Here is a 16,121-nt window from a genome sequence, read left to right on the forward strand (position 1 = left end):
TCAGGGGCAGCCCTACAGCGCCCGTATGAACGCCCGCCAAGCATCAGCGCGGACAGCCACAACCGGACCGTCCGTGCTCTTGGAGTCGCGCACCCTCAAGTGGTCGTCTTCGTGGGTGCACTCGACGCACTCTGTGCCACTTCCGCCGCTGTACGAGGACTTGAACCAGCGGGGCTTGGGCCGTACGTCCATCAGGACTCCTCGCTTATGCGTTGGATCAGCGCCACGGAAGCCTCCAGGTCGAGGGCTTGGGCGCGAAGGTATTGGAACGCCAACCTATAGCGCTCCAGTTCCTCCGGCTTCTCCATGAAGAGCCCACCGCCGAGGATGTCCACGTACACGACGTCAAGCTCGGGAGTCTGGCCTCCCAGGACCACAAAGCTCCCAACCGCCGCCGCGTGAGCTCCTGTTGAGAACGGCAACACTTGGATGGTGACGTGGGGGAGCTCGGATGTGATGAGCAGGTGTTGCAACTGTTCGTGCATCACCGTCCGCCCACCAACGCTGCGCCGGATCGCAGCCTCGTCGATGACGCACCAAACGTGCGGTGGGTCCTCCCGCTGTAGAAGCTCCTGTCGCTTCATGCGGATGTCCACCATGTGTTGCACCTCCCGTTCAGCGCACCGCATTTCGGAGGCGCGGTGAACGGCTTCGGCGTAACCGCGGGTCTGCAAGAGCCCTGGGATGTACATGCAGGCGTAGTGGTCCTCGCGCACCACCTCGTCTTCAAGCGTGAGCATGAGGTTCATTGACTCAGGGATGGGGTCGGCGAGGGATCGCCACCAGCCCTGAATCTTGGCGCCCTTCGCCAGGTCGACCAGAGCGAGACGCTCCACGTCCGAAGCGGCGTACTCACGGCAAAGGGCATCCACCGCAGGCCACTTGACCGATCCCTCTTTGGTCTCGTAGCGACTCAGCGTCGCCTTTGAGATGCCAACGCGTGCGCCGGCTTCCTCAAGCGTCAAGCCTCTGAGCTCACGGAGGCGACGCAGGTCGGCGCCCAACTGGCGCCTACGAGTGGTAGGTCCGACTGGCATGGTTACGGCCTCTCGGGTCGGTCTGTCAGATGGTCGAGGTTGCTCAACCGCGACGGCAAGGTGGCACGCGCCGGGGGCGTGCGAAGTGCGGGCGCGCTCCTATGAACTCGAAATGAGAGTTCCATTTTGAGAGTTCCAATGCAACTCTGAGTGTGTAGTCGGTTGCACAGAGCAATGCGACGCTTCGTCATGGGAGTTCAACGATGGACTGCACCGCCGGTTTGCTGCGGAAGCCGTGGAACCTGCTGTTCGTGGCCGAACCTGAGGAGGTCTCAGGGCTTCGGCGCACCCTCAGATCGCACCTCGAACTGTGGAAACTGAGTGAGGTCACAGACGCCGCCCAACTCTGTGTCAGCGAGCTCGTGTCCAACGTGATCACACACGTCGGCCCGGGCACACCCGCGAAGCTCGCCGTCTCGATGAACGGCACCTACCTACGCATCGAAGTCCACGACCCCGACACGCGTGCCCTGCCCACCCTTCTCGACGCCAGCTCCGAGGCCGAAGCCGGACGCGGCGTGGCCATTATCGACGCCGTAGCCGACAGATGGGGCGTCCAGCTCTGCCTCGATCAGAAAGTGACTTGGTGTGAGTTGAAGACCGGGCTGAGCCCCGCGCACGGCCTGTGCGCAGAAGAAGCGAATCGCACTACTCGGGCGCAGGTGCCGCTGTGCCTACCTAGCGACAACCTTGGCGAGCCTCCGCCTGCGCCGAGCTCCCGCATCTTGAGCGTGACCATCGCAGAGGAAGCGGCGATCGGCATGATCACCGACTTGCTTCGCTGGCTCGACGCGCACGGTTGTGATGTCGATGGCGCACTCGATCGTGCGCAGACTCGGTACGAGGCGAAGGTCGCCGAGGGCGTCGACCTATCAGCCTGAACAGAAGTGGGGATGTGAAGAGAGGCCGGGAAGGGTGCTGCTGAGCGGAGTAGTTGTTACCCGCTCGGCAGCGCGAAGTATGGTTCCGGCCACTCAACCGACTCGTCCGTATCGGCCTGGGCTACGTGCTGCATGAGAAGTGCGGTCGGACTCTGCAGCTCCGCCTTCGTGATGATATTTGCTACCTCAGAGGGTATTGAAGAGTAGTCGATGCCGAGCAGTCGGCATATGTGTTCGAGCTCCTTGTTTTCGTTGTCCTCGCCAAGATTTTGATGAAGGTAGTCACGAAGGCGGGAGCAAATATCGAGCATGGCGTTCCCGCTGTCGCTCACCCGGTATATGCCGCCCTGGAGGCTGTCACTCTCAAGAAATCCTATGACGAAAAGCCGCTGGACCTCTTCCTTAAGGATTTGTGTGCTGAATCCCAAAGCTTTTGAGGTTTTCGAGAGACTAAGATAGTCATGGGTCTTCACGTAGGACAAGATTGCGAGAGGGTGGCCCGGGCGTCCCGAAGCTGCGAAGCGAGAAACATCTTGTGGAGTCAGTCCGCCAAGGACCACTTGCATCAGCAGGTCCTTGGTCATCTCGTCCCGCAGGGTCTCGTACGCTGAATCTCGCGCGTTTGCATTCTTCGCATCGAAGTCCGCCGGAACCCAGAAGACCCTGAGTCGAGAGAGTCGCTCCCGCATCGGAGTATCGCGGTACGATCCAGTTACTTCGGCTAGTCTTCTTTTGTTCTGGGTTGAATGCCGAGCTATATATACCGCGGCGGCAACATCTCGCTGGGTGAGTAGCGTCCTTATGTCCTTGTCTATACCGTCTCTGTCGTGCTTCCATAAAGTCTGCCCCGAGACTATCTTGGACCAGTCCTTTTTGAGGTCGCATGAGAAGTCGAAAAGCTTTCTACTTCCTTCCTGGTAGCTGAAGAGGCCAGATTTCGCGGCATTTTCCATTATTTTCAGTGCGGATTCTGACAGGAAGTCGTGCTCTAGTGACGGCATGCTAGCTCCCTGAAGTATGCGTCAGGTATTTATCGCCATCCTGGTAGACCAGGCTGATACCCTCTCTGCTGAGTAGGTCTTGCAGATCTTCGTGAGGCTTCTCAGGGAGCAGTACGGCTAGTTTCGGATTGGCCGGGTCAATGTGTCGGACATAGTCCTTGAGTTGCCCGATAGCCATACGTATATCTTCACGACTGCTCTCGCCCTTCACGCAGTACAGCACGTGATCGGTGGCGTCGTATAGATCGGTCTTCAAAGTGGATCGCGTCCCTGCGATCTTTATCTGGTAGGCGAATACCTTGTGTTGCTGCTTATTGAGATGCTGGTGGTAGTCGCCCAGGAGTTGCATCTTGCGATGCTCCGCTATGGTGCTTGGCTGGGCTGAGCGCCTGCTCTCTGATGCTCCCTTGCTTGGCGGCTCAACCATCGAAATTGCCGTTACTGCCGCTGACACCTGTTGAACTTGTGTCGTCTCGGCGGGAGTTTTTGCGTCTTCGGGGACGTGTTGAACTTTGCCCTTCGGTCTCAGTCGAAAGACGATGATCAGACGTCGATTTCCGTCGGGATCATCGGCTTCGCGAATTGTGTAGGGCTGCTTCGCATCAAGTTCAAATTCGCCGAGATATCGTTGAAGTTTCGCGGAGGAGTTGGATCCCGGGTCTTTGCCTGCCGCCATGAAGAGGCGCAGAGCTCTCTCATCGTCAACGTGACGGAGAATGGCCTTGTTGCGGGAGCCGGCTAGTCCCTCGAAAGTCTGATCGCCATTGCGGCCTTTGCCTGTGTACTCGAAGATGGGTCCCTGGTCATCTTCTTCTTCGAGCCAGCCATCCTCGTAGCCGTACTCTTTGCCGCTTGCGTGGTCTGTGTAGATTAATATATTTGGCGTCGCTATGGATAAGATTATCCCTTCCTGGTCCCCTCCACCGAAGAGCTTCTTCATCTTGGCTCGCGTCGTGAGCTGTCCAGGTTCAATGGGAGATTCGTTCATGCCTCGACGCTAGCGGACGGCGCTGACATCGGGCTTGGGAATTAGCCCGCCGCGACAGCCGAGTACGTCCACACATCGGCTGGAAGCTCGTGTTTCAGGCGCCAAGTGATCGCCATCGGCTTGCTGCCGGTGTGCTCCACGTACGTTGCCGGTCCCAGGAGCATCCAAGGCTGGGACTTGCCCATGTCGTTGCTCTTATAGCGGCGCATGAACAGCAGGACGTGACTGCCCTGCTGTTCATGCTGCTGGTAGCGCAGACCCGTACGCGAATGACCCGCGATGGCGTTCTGCGACTCCCAGTGGAAGAGGGTGGGGCTGAGTGCATAGTCCTTGTAGCGAATGGTGGGAGAGAAGTCTTTTTCGTTCTTCTCCAGCGTGATCAACAGGGCGTCGGTCTGGATCTGGTCGACCCACTGGACGCCCTGAGCGAAGGACCTAGGCATCTGGCCGCCGAAACGGGCCACCCCGAGGGCGGCCAGGATTTCAGAGCGGTTGTACGCGCTGTGCACCTTCAAAGGGATGTTGTGATGGGGCCCCGAGAGCGAGATCGGGAAGTGCTCTGATCGCTCGATGACGTAAGACAGCACCTGTCGGAGTTCATCGCGGAACACGTGCTGCGAGCGCAGTGAATCGAGCCCCTGTTGGAAACTGGTGAAGCCTCCAGCGTTGTCCCACAGGTTGAAGAAGAGCATGTGGGCGTACGTCTGGTCGGTGGGACTCAGAGCTTCATATGGAGGCGCATCGTCTGAGAGGAGGCGAAGGTAGGCGCGGGCCCGTTCTGGGTCATCGACATGTAGAAAAGAGTGGACGCGCTTGAGGAGTGCTGCTTCCCCAGAAGGTGCGGGATCCTGAACGAGGTCAGCCTTGCGGAGGATCGCTGTCCAAGAGTTGTCGCTCTTGTAGAGTTCCTTGATCTCCCGGCGACTCTCGCGGAGGTAGTCCGCGATCCGCGGCGTGCTGTAGGCCTTCGCTTCGGTCGCCAATGTCTTGATGGTGGCGCCCAGTTGGGTGCGAATGTTGTCGAGGACGAGGTCCTTCGACTTGCCCTCCAAGATGATCTGGCATCCGGATGGAAGCTGTGGGAAGTCTCGCTCGATGTGGTCTACGAGCCGGTTCCGTGTGAGGTTCGTCAGGGCCCGGAACTGCTCCTCAAAGCGGAACTCCGCTCGATGCTGCCCGATGAAGTCCAGAACGGTGAGTACCGGCTTCGTCTCCGTGCGGCGTAGGCCGCGTCCCAGTTGCTGGAGGAAGACCGTGGCGCTGTTCGTGGGACGTAGGAGCAGGAGAGTGTCGACGTCGGGAATGTCGAGCCCCTCGTTGAACAAGTCGACGGAGAAGATCACTTGCAGCTTGCCGTCGCGCAGATTGTCCAGGGCCTGATCTCGCACCCCAGCGGGTGATTCGCTGTCGAGTGCCGCAGCTTCGAAGCCGGCCTTGCGAAAGAAGTCGGCCATGAAGTGGGCGTGGACCTTGGAGACACAGAAGCCCAAGGCCCGCATGGCTCCTGGGCGGGAGATTTTGTCCTGGATCTGCTTCACCACGATACGGGCGCGCGCGTGGTTGCCCGTATAGAGGTTGTCGAGCTCGCGGTCCGCGTACGTGCCCTTTTGCCAGCCGAGGTTGGTCAGATCTGTGCCGTCTGGGATGCCAAAGTAGTGGAAAGGGCACAGCAGGTCGTTCTCAAGTGCTTCCCAAAGCCGCATCTCCGCTGCGATGTGTCCATCGAAGAACTCATCTTGGACGTTTCGTCCGTCCATGCGCTCAGGCGTAGCCGTGAGGCCGAGTAGTTCCTTCGGCTTGAAGTGGTCGAGAACCCGGCGATACGTGGCCGCTGTGGCGTGGTGGAACTCGTCGATGACGATGATGTCAAAGTGGTCCGGGGCGAGTTGTTCAAGCCGTTGTTCCCGCAGTGACTGAACGCTGGCGAAGACGTGGTTCCAGTTGCGGGGGTCCTCGCCGCCATGGAGCAACTCTCCGAAGGATGCGTCATCGAGTACCTCGCGGTATGTACGCAATGACTGTCGGAGTATCTCCTTGCGGTGGGCCACAAAAAGCAGCTTCGGGTTCCCGTCGCCGAGCTTTTTCCGGAGAGAGCGGTAGTCCAGGGCGGCCATCACAGTCTTACCCGTACCGGTGGCTGCCACGAGAAGGTTGCGGTTTCGACCGCGAATCTCGCGCTCAACGGTGAGGCGTTCCAACATGTCCCGCTGATGGGGAAATGCTCGTACCTCAAGGCCAGAGAGATTGATCTTCAGGTCGGCTGCAGAGCCGGTGCCGCTCGCCTGGGCGAGGGCTCGATCAAGTCGCTCACCGTCACCGTCAGGGTCGTACGACTCGAAGGCAATGTCGTTCCAGTACGCGTCGAAGGTCGCCTCGAACTTGTTCAGGACCGCGGGGGTCGCCACCGACGACAGACGTACGTTCCACTCCAAACCGTCGAGCAACGCAGCCTTAGACAGGTTCGAGCTGCCGACATACGCAGTGTCGAAACCGCTGTTACGTCGGAACAACCAGGCCTTCGCATGCAGTCGTGTAGACCGAATCTCGTAGTTGACCTTCACCTCGGCGCCGAAGTCCCGGACTAGGCGGTCCAGCGCGAGCCGATCGGTGGCACCAATGTAAGTCGACGTGATGACGCGAATCCGTACGTTCCGTTCCTTAGCGGCCCGGAGCGAGTCTTCCAGTACGCGGATGCCGTACCACTTCACAAAGGCACAGAGCAGGTCCACGCTGTCTGCGGTAGCCAACTCGGCTCGCAGCTCCGCGCCCAGACTCGGGTCATCTGAGGCGTTGGTGATGAGTGCCGTCTCAGACAGAGGCGTGAGGGGGCGGAGCGCGTAAACGCCCGGCGCCTCTTGCTCCGCGAGGGACAGCAGCTGCCGTGGGCCGTCCATGATGGCGCCGACGACCTCGTCAGGCTCCGGCGCACTCTCATCGAGCGACGACAGGATTTGGTTAGCGGCGGCCACCCGCTTGTCGTGCGGCAGTCGGCTTAGCCTGCGCCCCACGACTTCAGCGACGTGGCGAGCGAGCACATGCGGAGCCGATTGCGCACTGACTTCTTCGTGGATCGCCTTCCAGCCCGACGCTTCGAGCTGCTCTATCTGACCGTGCAGGCTCTGGGTGATGAGCTGCTCGTAAACACCCGCGTCCGGCTGCGCCAGATCCCCCGGCTCCGCCACCCGATACTCCCTCGATTGCACACGTTACGTAGTGGGGGAAATCAGGTCACGCATCACTGCCGTGGCACTCCCCATACCCCCGCCCCGACCCACACCAACAAGCCACCCCCCGCTCCGGCGGCCAAGCCACAGCCCGGCCCCTGGCCGCCAGTGTCGTCGCGTACTGCGGGAGCAGCGACGCGTCGCTCGGGGAAGCCAGTTCCGAGGCTGCGAAGGCCTCGTACGACGGGACCGTGCCCGTCACGATGCCCAGGTTCGGGGTGCCCGAGGCGGACAGTTCGCGCAGGGAGGCCTCTATCGTCGCCAGGTGGGCCTCGTGGGACGGGTACTCCGTGGACAGGTCCGGGTACGCCGTCAGGAGTTCGGTCAGTTCGGGGGCCGGCCAGTGCAGGACCGCCACCGGGAACGGGCGCGACAACGCCTCCCGGAACGTGCCCAGTTCGGCGCGCAGGCGGCTGATCTCCGCCTGCAGTTCCGCCGGGTTGTCGGAGCCCAGCGACCACACGCGCTTCGGGTCGTGCAGCTCGTCCAGGGTGACCGGGGAGGAGTTGAGGGTGTCCGCGAGGGAGTCCCAGGCGTCGTGGGAGAGGCCCAGCATGCGGCGTACGCGATGGCGGCCGAAGAGGACCGGGTGCGTCGCGTACGGCGGCTCCGGGACGTCGGTGAGGAGGTGGACCGCCGCCTCCGTGAACGTCTCCTGCGCCGCCTCCAGCTCGTCGTGGGACTCCAGGGACTCGGCGACGATCACCCAGGGGGCCGGGTCGCGCGGGGCCGCCGCGCGGACGCCCTCGATGATCGCCCTGGCCTCCGCCTCGTGGCCGTACTCCCAGAGGTTGGCCGCCTTCAGGGCCCGTACCAGGAACGGGTTCTCCAGCGGGGTCGTGCTGGAGAGCAGGCTGTCGTAGAGAGAGGTGGCTCGCGGGCGGTCGTCGGCCAGTTCGAGGTGGGCCGCCGCCTGCACGAGCAGGTGTTCGGCGTCCTCGGGATACAGGCCGGCTGTCCGCTCCAGGCGTGCTGCTTCGGCGTTGTGGTCGACGTACTCGGCAGACGTGTCGGGGCGCATGAGTGACACCGTACTGCCGACCGCCGACAGAGGTGAGGTATGTGCAGGCCAGGGGTCGGATCGGCGCGCAGTGTTCAGCCGCTTGTCCAGCCCTTTGTTCGGCTGAGCGTTCATGGGGATGGTGAGTTGAGGGCTCAGCCCTTATCGTGCGGGCCCGGTTCCTGAGCCCCGGTACCTGGCTGGGAGGAGGCGCGCGTGCGGGTTCCCGTCGTCCATCAGCAGGGCCGGCGGCGGCGTGCGCGGTACGCCCGGCTTCTCTGGAACGGTGCCGAGGTCGTCGTGACCCTCGGGGTCGTCCTCCTGCTCCTCGTCGCCCATCAACTGTGGTGGACCAACCGCCAGGCCAGGGAGGGCGCCGAGCGCGAGGTCCACGCCCTGGAACGCGAGTGGGAGGGAGAAGGGGAGGACGAGGGGGACACGGGGGCAGGGGCGGGTGGTGGGGCTTCTGCCGCGGCGCGTTCCGGGGGCGGGTCGGATTCCGGGTCCGGTGACGGCGGCCCCGGGACCGGCTCCCGGGCCCAGCCTCGGTCGCAGCCCCGCTGGGAGCAGGCCTACGCCGTCCTCACCATTCCCCGGCTCGGGCTCCGCGTGCCCGTCGCCGAGGGGGTCAGCACGTCCGGTGTGCTCAACAAGGGGTACGTCGGGCACTATCCGGACACCGCCCAGCCCGGCCGCGTTGGGAACTTCGCTCTCGCCGGGCACCGGAACACCCATGGCGAGCCGTTCCGGTATCTCGACCGGCTGCGGCGCGGGGACCGGGTCGTGGTCGAGACCCGGGCCGCCGTCTACACGTACGCCGTCGACCGGACGCTGCCGCGGACCTCGGCCGGGGACGGCGGGACGATCCGGTCGATTCCCCGCAGTACGGTCAGGCCGGCGTACGGGTACACGGAGCCCGCGCACTATCTGACGCTCACCACCTGCACACCCCAGTACACCTCCAAGTACCGGCTGGTCGTCTGGGGCAAGCTCCGTTCCGTGCGGCCCCGCTAGCCCTCGGTCAGGGTTTCCCCACCTTGTCGAAGTGGCCCAGGAAGACCGGGACGCCGTCCTGCACGCGGTGCAGGAACAGGCTGTTGACCCAGCGGAACTCGTGGGTCACCGGGTCGAACTCGATGGTCTTGGCGAGACCCCGGTGGGTGGTCTCGCGGAGTCTGCGGACCATGGCGCCCCGTTCGGGCTCGACGCTGCCCAGCTCGCGCATGGCCTGGGCGACGAAGAGCACCGCGTCGTACGCCTCCACCGCGTACCGCTCGACCGTGCGTACCCCGAAGCGTCTGCGGTACGTCTCCACGAAGTGTGCCGCGGCCGGCAGCTCGGCCGGGTCCGCATAGGTCGTGCTGATCACCCAGCCCTCGGCCGCCGCGCCCGCCTCCTTGAGGAACGCGGTCTGCAGTACGGGTTCCGGGGCCATGCGCGGGCCGCGGAAACCGGCCCGTGCCAGGGCGCGGGCGCAGCGGGCGGCCCGGTGCGGTGAGGTGCCGGCGTAGATGACGGCCTGGGCGTCCGCGGCGAGCACGGCGGCGGCGACCGCGTCGAAGTCCTCGCTGTCCGCGGGGACGGTGTGGGTCGTGGTCGTGCCCTGGGAGGGCGGGTACGCGCTCACGTCCTTGACGATCTGCCAACTGGCCCTGCCCGCGGCCCGGTCGTCGACGAGCGCGGTCCTGCGGCTCTTCTCGGCGTGGGTGAGGTACTGGATGAAGGGCGTCGCCAGGGCGTACTCGTCGGGCCTGAGCTGGAAGTACGCGCGGGTGGTGGTCGTGGAGTACAGATCGGCGCCGGAGGAGACGGACACGATGGGCAGCAGGGCCTTCTCATAGCGGGCCACGGCGACCCCGGACGCGGCGGCACCGGTCGCGGCGATGACGGCGTACACGTCACGGTCCGCGACGAACCCGTCGGACACCTTCTCGGCCCGCTTCGCCTTCCCGCCGTCGTCCAGGACCTTCAGCGCGAGGTCGAAGGGGCGGCCGTCACGAAGGGAGGGGGTCCCCCGGGAGCCGGATCCACTGGGCCGGGAGTCGCCGGTGCCGGATGCGAGGGCGCCCGAGTTGAAGTCCGACACGGCGATCCGCGCGCCCCGTTCCTGGGCCCGGCCCGTCGCCCTGTCCGGGCCCGACAGGTCGGCGTGCAGGCCGATGACGTACCGGGGGAGCGGTCCCGAGCGGGCCGAGCCGTCGCGGCCGGACGCGGACCTGGCGGCGGCCCAGGCCGCGAGGCCGCCGCCGGTCAGGACGACCCCGGCCGCCGAGCCCAGTGTCAGGACGCGGCGGCGGGAGAGGGCGGGGCGGGCCGGCTCCGGTACGTCGTCGGGCTGTACGAGCGTGACGGGGCCCGAACCCGGTCCCGGGCCGCGGCCGGGGTCCGGGTCGGGCAGGGACAGGACCGCGGACGAGCGTTCCGCGATCAGCCGGGGGAGCGAGGGCGGCAGCCAGTCGGGCTCCGGGCCGCCCTCGTCGGTCAGGGTGTCCCGTACCTCCTGCGCGGTGGGCCGGGCCCGCGGATCCTTGGCGAGGCAGGCGGCCAGCAGCGGCACCAGGGTCCACGGCACGGCGTCCAGGTCCGGTTCCTCGTGGACCGTACGGAAGATGACGGCGGCCACGGTGCCGGTGCCGAACGGGCGGCGGCCGGTCGCCGCGTACGCCAGCACGCAGCCCAGCGAGAAGACGTCGCTCGGCGGCCCGACACCGCCGCCACCGGCCCGTACCCGCGCCTGCTCGGGCGAGAGATAGCCGGGCGAGCCGATCACCACGTCGCTCGCGGTCAGCGCGGTGGCACCGGCGGACCGCGCGATGCCGAAATCGATCAGCCGGGGTCCGTCGAGGGCGAGCAGGACGTTGCCCGGCTTGACGTCCCGGTGCACCAGGCCCGCCGCGTGCACCTCGGTGAGCGCCTCGGCCAGCCGCGCGCCCAGGGCACGCACCGTACGGTCCGGCAGCGGCCCGTGCAGGGCGACGGCCTCGGCCAGCGACGGGCCCGGTACGAAGGCGGTCGCCAGCCAGGGTTCGCGGGCCGCCGGTTCCGCCGCGAGGACCGGCACCACCCACCGCCCGGTGAGGCCGCCCGCCGCCTCGGCCTCGCGGCGGAAACGCGTCCGGAAGTCGTGGTCGGCCGCGTACTCGGCGCGGATCACCTTCAGGGCGACCAGCGTGCCGCCCGCCGAACGGGCCAGGTAGACCACGCCCATGCCGCCCGCGCCGAGCCGGCCGAGCAGCCGGTGGCCGCCGACGGAGAGCGGGTCGCCGGGCCTGAGCGGGCGCAGTCCCGCGAACCCCTCCGCGTGCGGTCCGCTCACCACTACACCTTGGAGGGGGCTTCGCCGAGGTAGCGGAACCTGCCGCCCTCGACCTGGTGCAGGAAGATGCCCCAGCCGGCGAACGTGCCGTCCTCCGGCTTGAAGGAGAACTGCTTGGTGATGCCCTTGTAGCGGCTCGCGCGCAGCAGCTCCACGAGCTTTCGGCGGCTCGGGGGACGGGCGGAAACCCGGTTGTGCTTGGTGTTCGTGGCCTTCAGCAGCTCCTGGATGACGAGGTTGACGGTGTCGTACGCCTCGGCGGCGTAGTAGCCGGGCGCGGCGTCGTAGCGCTTGCGGAACGCGGCGGTGAAGGCCTTCGCGGCCGGTACGGCGGAGGGGTCGACGAAGGACGCGGTCATCAGCCAGCCCTCGGCGGCCTCCCCGGCGCTCTTCAGGAACTCCGGGTCGATCACGGCCTGCGGGGCGAACCGCGGTCCGTCGAAGCCGGCCGCCGCCAGTTCGCGGGCCACCCGGGCCGCGCCCGGCGCGTACCCGGCGTAGACGAACGAGCCGATCCCGGCCCGCAGCATGTCGGTGACGACGGGCCCCATGTCCTTCGTGCCCGCCGGGACCACCCGGGGGTAGGCCGGGCGGCCCAGACTGCGCATCATCGTGGCGTTGATCCCGGCGGACTCCTGGGCGTACGTCTGCGCGGTGCGGTCCTGGAGCAGGCCGGGGCGCAGCGCTCCGGCTCCCGATCCCGACCGCTCCGCGTTCTTCGTGCTCTTCGTGTGCTTCATGAGATAGACGCTCATGGGGAGGGAGAGGGCCGCGTCGCTGGGGCGGCAGTGCACGAAGGACCGGTACTCCTTCGAGGTCAGGAGCAGTCCACCGGCCGAGACCGACAGCAACGGCAGCAGGGCCTCGTCGTACGTGCCGAGGATCGCGCGGGCCGCCTCGTCGCCGGTGGGGCCGAGCACGGCGAGCACATCGGAGTCCTGGATCAGCTTCTCGGCCGCGGCCGGCGCCCGCCCCGCGCTGCCGCCGTCGTCCACGGCCTTCAGGTCGAGCGCGAAGGGCTTGTTCTTACGGGAGTTGTACTGCTCGACCGCCAGCCGGGCACCCCGCACCTGCGCCTCGCCCGCCGCCTGGAGGGGCCCGCTCAGATCCGCCTGGACGCCGATGGCCCAGCGGCGGGTCCCCGAAGTTCCCGGGTTGTCGTCGCGCAGGGCCGCCCAGGCCGCGGTTCCGCCCGCCGCCAGGACCAGCGCCGCGCCGGAGGCGAAAAGCAGCCGTCGGCGGCCGGGCGACGCGGGCTCCGCCGCCATGTCCTTGGTCTCGCCCGAGCCCCCTGAGCCCACCGTGCTCTCCGCGCCCCCGGCGCTCTCCGGGGCCGGGGTTCCGGCGGCCGTCGGCTCGATGTCGGGGAGCGCCAGCATCTCTGCCGAACGGTCGGCGATACCCCGTACGACGTCCTCGGGCAGCCAGGCGATCTGCTCGCCCCGGGGGACCGCGTCCTCGACCAGCAGGACCGTGTCGATCTGTTCGGCCGTCGGACGGTCCGCCGGGTCCTTCGCCAGGCACAGGCGCAGCAGCGTCAGCAGGTCGATCCCGCCGGAGGGATCGGTGGAGTCGTCGGAACCGGTGGAGCCGGTCGAGTCGGCGGGGACGCCGGACAGGTCGGGTTCGTCGTGGACCGTGCGGTAGAGCAGGGCGTCCGCCGTACCCGAGCCGAACGGCGGACCGCCGCTCGCCGCGTACGCCAGCAGACAGCCCAGCGAGAAGATGTCGCTCGCCGGACCCACCGCCGCGCCCCGCGCCTCGGCCTGCTCGGGCGAGAGGAAACCGGGCGTGCCGACGACCAGGTCGGTCGAGGTGATCGCGGTCCCGTCGGTCGACCGGGCGATCCCGAAGTCGATCAGACGGGGGCCGTCCATGGCGAGCAGGACGTTGGCGGGCTTGACGTCGCGGTGGACCAGCCCGGCCGCGTGCACCTCGCGCAGCGCGGCGGCGAGCATCCTGGCCAGGGCGAGCACGCTGCGGGCGGGCAGCGGGCCGTGCCGGACGACGGACTCCTCAAGCGAGGGGCCGGGTACGAAGGCGGTGGCCAGCCACGGCTCGTCCGCGTCCGGGTCCGCGCCGGTGACCGGCACCGCCCAGGGGCTGCTCACCCGGCGGGCCGTCTCCACCTCGCGGCGGAAGCGGGCACGGAAGTCGGGCTCGTCCGCGTACTCGGACCGCACGACCTTGACGGCGGCCAGGGCGCCGGCCTCGGTGCGGCCGAGGTAGACCACGCCCATGCCGCCCGCGCCGAGCCGGGCCAGCAGCCGGTGTCCGCCGATCCGGGCGGGGTCGGTGGGGAGCAGCGGCCCGCTCACTGCGGTGCCTCCAGTTCGGTCTCGACGCGGCTCAGCATCTGGCCCGCCCCCTGTCGCAGCGCGGAGTCGACGTCGTCCTGGGAACGCCCCTTCGCACCCCGGCCGACGACGGCCACGGTGACCTGGCCCAGCCGGCTCTGCACCCAGTAGTAGTAGTGGGGGCCGCCGAGTACGTCGCTGTAGTACTTGCCGCCCTCCGTGAGCGAGTCCTCGGAGGTGAAGTTGGCCAGCAGACCGTAGGCCGCGCCCTGCGAGAGCAGTCCGGTGATCCGCTCGCCCTGGCGGAGCTGCTGGTCGGGACAGCGCAGCGCCTCCTCCAACGTGCCGGCCATCTCCCAGTCGGCTCCGTCGACGGCCCGGTGCACGGTGACGACGGCGGTGACGCGGATCGGGCCCCTGCCGCCCTCCGCGGGCAGTTCGCTGTTGCGGGTGAGGCTGGCGAGCACCGTCGCGGGCAGCGGCTCGCGCTCCCACACACAGTCGGAGTCGAGTACGGGCCAGGAGCCGGGGTCGCTCTCGTACGGGCTGCGCCGTACGAAGCCGGGGCCCCAGTCGACGGGCGTCGCGGCGACCGTGCGGGCCAGGCGCAGGCCCTCCGCGCGGGTCTTCGGCAGACGGCCGGGATCGGGGGTGAACCCCAGGGTGGTGGCGCTCGCGCTGGGGGCGGCGCCGCTGGTGCCGGTGCTGGTGGGGGCCGGGCTCGGGGGTGATCCGGAGCGGGTGGCTTCGGCGGACCCGTCACCTCCGGTCCCCGAACAACCTCCCAGGCCCCCCAGTAACAGCCCGGTGGCCAAGACACCCGTCAACAACCGCACGGGTCTCCGGTATCCCATCAGCGCCCCCCCATCCGCACACGCGTTCCCCGCAGGGAGGGTATCGACTATGCCCCCGGCGTACCACGGGTCTGCTGGAGTCCGTCCGACGGGTCCCGCGGGCGGATCCTGTATAACGGCAGGAGGCCATGGAACGCGAAGAATCAGCGGACCGTGGCGGAACAGAGCGGATCATGGCGAGCCGTCGCGGAACAGAGAGGAGGGAGCAGTCGATGACACGGACCTGGGCACAGGTGAAGCCCGCCGTCCTGCTGCTCGTCCTCCTGCTGCAGGTGGCGCTCCTGGACACCGGCAGCCTCTCCGGAGCCGTCGCCGTCACGTTCGCGGCGACCGCCGCGGCCGGGTCCGCGCTCGCCGCCTGTTCCCTGATCTCCTCGCGCCTCGCGCCCGCCGTGCCCCGGACCCGGGTCCGTACGGCCATGCGCGACCGTGAGCAGCGCACGGCGTTCCTGCCGCAGCGCGATCCCGACGCCCGGGGGCGCAGGCGTCCCCGAGCCCCGGGCCGGCCCCTCCCGACGGCCGCGTAGGGACCTCGCAGCAGCGTTCACCCGATCCTCCTGATCGTGTTCCTCCTGCTCCTCCCGTTCCTCCTGCCTGCGCAGTGCCCCTCGCGGGCCGTCATGCCGACGCACGTCACGTCCCACCCCGACGCACGTGCCGCCACGTCACATCTCCTCGGCATCGACGCACCACGGGACCCACGGAGGGCTCACCCATGTTCGCCACCTTCATGTCCGCTTTCGCGAGCCTCGTGGAAGGGCTCGCCGATCTGCTCGGCCCGCTCTTCCACGACTCGGCGACGGCCGCCGCGATCGTCCTGTTCACCGCGTTCGTACGGCTCCTCGTGCACCCTCTGTCGCGGGCCTCGGCGCGCGGGCAGCGGGCACGGGCCGCGTTGCAGCCGCGGATCGCCGAGCTGCGCAAGAAGCACGGCAAGAACCCCGAGAAACTGCAGAAGGCGGTGATGGAACTGCACGCGGCGGAGAAGGTGTCCCCGCTCTCCGGATGCCTGCCGAGCCTCTTCCAGCTGCCGGCCTTCTTCCTCCTCTACCACCTGTTCTCCAACTCCCGGATCGGCGACGAGGCGAACTCCCTGCTCGCCCACAAGCTGTTCGCGGCGCCGCTGGGCGACCGGTGGGCGGACGCGCTGGGTGACGGCGGGGTCCTCGGGGCGCAGGGGCTCGTGTACGTGGGGCTGTTCGTGATCGTCGCCGTCGTCGCGACCTTCAACTACCGCCGGACCAAGCGGACGATGGCGGCCGGGGCGGCGGCGAACGCGGCCAACCCGGCCTCCGGCGACGGACAGCCGCAGGTGCCGGGGATGGGCGCGATCACCAAGATCATGCCGCTGATGTCCTTCTTCACGCTGCTCACCGTGGCGTTCGTGCCGCTGGCCGCCGCGCTGTACGTGGTGACCAGTACGACGTGGAGCGCGGTCGAGCGGGCGGTGCTGTACCGGGACATGCCGGGGGCCGTGCCGGCCGCCGCGGTGCTGGGCTGACGCCGACACCGACTCTGGTGGT

At 67.4% G+C, this 16,121-nt stretch carries 13 protein-coding genes; 4 read left to right on the forward strand and 9 right to left on the reverse strand.

Annotation, left to right across the window (positions count from 1 at the left end):
* Positions 1 to 12 precede the first annotated feature (12 nt).
* Positions 13 to 192 carry a DUF397 domain-containing protein gene (locus ACZ60E_RS17640; protein ID WP_469441401.1) on the reverse strand — a complete coding sequence of 60 codons (180 nt, stop codon included), beginning with the start codon at positions 190 to 192 and terminating at the stop codon, positions 13 to 15.
* Positions 192 to 1,037 (reverse strand): helix-turn-helix domain-containing protein, encoded by an 846-nt coding sequence (locus tag ACZ60E_RS17645; protein WP_469441403.1) that lies wholly within the window; start codon positions 1,035 to 1,037, stop codon positions 192 to 194. The genes ACZ60E_RS17640 and ACZ60E_RS17645 overlap by 1 nt, the downstream gene beginning before the upstream one ends.
* A 203-nt stretch (positions 1,038 to 1,240) precedes the next feature.
* Here ACZ60E_RS17645 and ACZ60E_RS17650 point away from each other — a divergent pair, with 203 nt between their 5' ends.
* Positions 1,241 to 1,918 carry an ATP-binding protein gene (locus ACZ60E_RS17650; protein WP_469441404.1) on the forward strand — a complete coding sequence of 226 codons (678 nt, stop codon included), beginning with the start codon at positions 1,241 to 1,243 and terminating at the stop codon, positions 1,916 to 1,918.
* Between the two features lie 56 nt (positions 1,919 to 1,974).
* On the opposite strand, the gene ACZ60E_RS17655 is transcribed toward ACZ60E_RS17650, so the two are convergent.
* Genes ACZ60E_RS17655 through ACZ60E_RS17670 form a run of 4 tightly spaced genes read right to left on the reverse strand, consistent with a single transcriptional unit; the run spans position 1,975 to position 8,152 of the window.
* Positions 1,975 to 2,919 carry a hypothetical protein gene (locus ACZ60E_RS17655; protein WP_469441407.1) on the reverse strand — a complete coding sequence of 315 codons (945 nt, stop codon included), beginning with the start codon at positions 2,917 to 2,919 and terminating at the stop codon, positions 1,975 to 1,977.
* Position 2,920: 1 nt separating this feature from the next.
* On the reverse strand, positions 2,921 to 3,907 hold the full coding sequence (locus ACZ60E_RS17660; RefSeq protein WP_469441409.1) for an SRA domain-containing endonuclease: 987 nt from the start codon (positions 3,905 to 3,907) through the stop codon (positions 2,921 to 2,923).
* Between the two features lie 41 nt (positions 3,908 to 3,948).
* Positions 3,949 to 7,089, reverse strand: coding sequence for a DEAD/DEAH box helicase (locus ACZ60E_RS17665; RefSeq protein ID WP_469441411.1), 3,141 nt, complete (start codon positions 7,087 to 7,089; stop codon positions 3,949 to 3,951).
* Between the two features lie 46 nt (positions 7,090 to 7,135).
* Complete coding sequence (locus ACZ60E_RS17670) at positions 7,136 to 8,152, reverse strand: SEC-C metal-binding domain-containing protein (protein WP_469441413.1); 1,017 nt, start codon at positions 8,150 to 8,152, stop codon at positions 7,136 to 7,138.
* Positions 8,153 to 8,347: 195 nt separating this feature from the next.
* Between ACZ60E_RS17670 and ACZ60E_RS17675 the strand changes: the two genes are divergently transcribed.
* On the forward strand, positions 8,348 to 9,145 hold the full coding sequence (locus ACZ60E_RS17675) for a class E sortase (protein WP_469441416.1): 798 nt from the start codon (positions 8,348 to 8,350) through the stop codon (positions 9,143 to 9,145).
* Between the two features lie 7 nt (positions 9,146 to 9,152).
* On the opposite strand, the gene ACZ60E_RS17680 is transcribed toward ACZ60E_RS17675, so the two are convergent.
* Genes ACZ60E_RS17680 through ACZ60E_RS17690 form a run of 3 tightly spaced genes read right to left on the reverse strand, consistent with a single transcriptional unit; the run spans position 9,153 to position 14,598 of the window.
* Positions 9,153 to 11,414, reverse strand: a complete 2,262-nt coding sequence (locus tag ACZ60E_RS17680; RefSeq protein WP_469441797.1) for a bifunctional serine/threonine-protein kinase/ABC transporter substrate-binding protein — start codon at positions 11,412 to 11,414, stop codon at positions 9,153 to 9,155.
* A 35-nt stretch (positions 11,415 to 11,449) separates the two neighbouring features.
* On the reverse strand, positions 11,450 to 13,765 hold the full coding sequence (locus ACZ60E_RS17685; protein WP_469441418.1) for a protein kinase domain-containing protein: 2,316 nt from the start codon (positions 13,763 to 13,765) through the stop codon (positions 11,450 to 11,452).
* Positions 13,762 to 14,598 (reverse strand): hypothetical protein, encoded by an 837-nt coding sequence (locus tag ACZ60E_RS17690; RefSeq protein WP_469441421.1) that lies wholly within the window; start codon positions 14,596 to 14,598, stop codon positions 13,762 to 13,764. The genes ACZ60E_RS17685 and ACZ60E_RS17690 overlap by 4 nt, the downstream gene beginning before the upstream one ends.
* Before the next feature lie 212 nt (positions 14,599 to 14,810).
* Between ACZ60E_RS17690 and ACZ60E_RS17695 the strand changes: the two genes are divergently transcribed.
* Both ACZ60E_RS17695 and ACZ60E_RS17700 read left to right on the forward strand, forming a co-directional pair.
* Positions 14,811 to 15,125, forward strand: coding sequence for a DUF6412 domain-containing protein (locus tag ACZ60E_RS17695; protein ID WP_469441423.1), 315 nt, complete (start codon positions 14,811 to 14,813; stop codon positions 15,123 to 15,125).
* Positions 15,126 to 15,313: 188 nt separating this feature from the next.
* Entirely contained in the window at positions 15,314 to 16,099 is a 786-nt protein-coding gene (locus ACZ60E_RS17700) for a YidC/Oxa1 family membrane protein insertase (protein WP_469441427.1), read from the forward strand.
* Positions 16,100 to 16,121 lie beyond the last annotated feature (22 nt).

The sequence above is a fragment of the Streptomyces sp. NPDC102514 genome (genome assembly GCF_055584525.1).

Bases quoted from the DNA above. Each gene is read 5' to 3' on its own strand.
- ACZ60E_RS17690 (WP_469441421.1), bottom strand. From the start codon at position 14,598: ATGGGATACCGGAGACCCGTGCGGTTGTTGACGGGTGTCTTGGCCACC.
- ACZ60E_RS17700 (WP_469441427.1), top strand. From the start codon at position 15,314: ATGTTCGCCACCTTCATGTCCGCTTTCGCGAGCCTCGTGGAAGGGCTC.
- ACZ60E_RS17695 (WP_469441423.1), top strand. From the start codon at position 14,811: ATGACACGGACCTGGGCACAGGTGAAGCCCGCCGTCCTGCTGCTCGTC.
- ACZ60E_RS17670 (WP_469441413.1), bottom strand. From the start codon at position 8,152: ATGCGCCCCGACACGTCTGCCGAGTACGTCGACCACAACGCCGAAGCA.
- ACZ60E_RS17640 (WP_469441401.1), bottom strand. From the start codon at position 192: ATGGACGTACGGCCCAAGCCCCGCTGGTTCAAGTCCTCGTACAGCGGC.
- ACZ60E_RS17660 (WP_469441409.1), bottom strand. From the start codon at position 3,907: ATGAACGAATCTCCCATTGAACCTGGACAGCTCACGACGCGAGCCAAG.
- ACZ60E_RS17645 (WP_469441403.1), bottom strand. From the start codon at position 1,037: ATGCCAGTCGGACCTACCACTCGTAGGCGCCAGTTGGGCGCCGACCTG.
- ACZ60E_RS17655 (WP_469441407.1), bottom strand. From the start codon at position 2,919: ATGCCGTCACTAGAGCACGACTTCCTGTCAGAATCCGCACTGAAAATA.
- ACZ60E_RS17650 (WP_469441404.1), top strand. From the start codon at position 1,241: ATGGACTGCACCGCCGGTTTGCTGCGGAAGCCGTGGAACCTGCTGTTC.